This window comes from Helicobacter sp. UBA3407 (assembly GCF_949747025.1).
Lineage (GTDB): Bacteria > Campylobacterota > Campylobacteria > Campylobacterales > Helicobacteraceae > Helicobacter_D > Helicobacter_D ganmani.
Map to the genome: position 1 here is coordinate 1 of NZ_CATKCB010000252.1, position 1,064 is coordinate 1,064.

A 1,064-nucleotide genomic window follows, 5' to 3' on the forward strand; every position below is an offset into this window, starting at 1 on the left:
AAGAATTCCAAGTAGGTGCATATTCTAACCAAACTATTAGAGCAAGCATTGGTGCAACAAGCTCTGATAAAATCGGGCATGTGAGAACAGAAAGCTATAAAATCAGCGGTACAGCATTAACTGCAGGGAATGGTGGTATGACAACTAATTTATCTTTCACAGTTGCCAATAAAACCGTTAACTTGGAATCTGTTGTTTTATCATCTAGTGCAGGAACAGGTCTAGGTGTCCTAGCAGAAGCAATCAACCGCTATTCTGATGAATTGGGTGGTGTACGTGCAGAAGCTGATGTACAGGTAGCAGGTACTGCGGCAGTGCAAGCTGGAAATGTATCCGCATTAAGCATTAATGGTATTCGTATTGGGGATATTTTAGATGTAAAAGCAAATGACAGAGACAATAGGCTTGTTCAAGCAATCAACCAATACAAAGATACCACAGGAGTTCAAGCTTCTATTGACACAAATGGTGCATTGAGATTAACTTCAACCGATGGTAGAGGTATAGAAATAAAAGTTGGTGGTGCATCAATAACAGGTGCGGGCATTATGCAAATGACTGCTGCTATTAATAAGCTTAATGTAGGGACATTAAACCTCACTCAACTTGGCGCAAATGATATTGTTTTCAATGATGCCGCTACTATTGCTAATGGCGGACTTGGTGTTGGCTCTCAAGCCGTTAAAAGTGAAGCAGTTACAACTCTAAGAAATATCAAAGGTTCTTTCAATGATGCTACTTTGAAATCTATTGGAGTAACTGCAACGGGAACAGAATATGGTTCAGGCGTTACAACTCTTAAAGGTGCAATGCTCGTAATGGATATTGCAGAATCTGCGATTAAACAACTTGATAGCATTCGCTCTGACTTAGGTTCTGTCCAACAACAAATGCAATCCACAGTCAATAACATCACAATCACTCAAGTGAATGTAAAATCTGCTGAAAGTGGAATCAGAGAAGTGGATTTTGCAGCAGAGAGTGCAAACTACTCTAACTTGAACATTCTAGCTCAAGCTGGAAGTTATGCAATGAGCCAAGCAAATGCAGTTCAACAAAATATC

1 protein-coding gene is annotated in these 1,064 nt (G+C 39.8%); it reads left to right on the forward strand.

Features of this window, described 5'->3' with window-relative positions; translation table 11 throughout:
* The coding region (locus tag Q1553_RS08375) for a flagellin (RefSeq protein ID WP_300842926.1) at positions 1 to 1,064 on the forward strand (1,064 nt) is incomplete at both ends.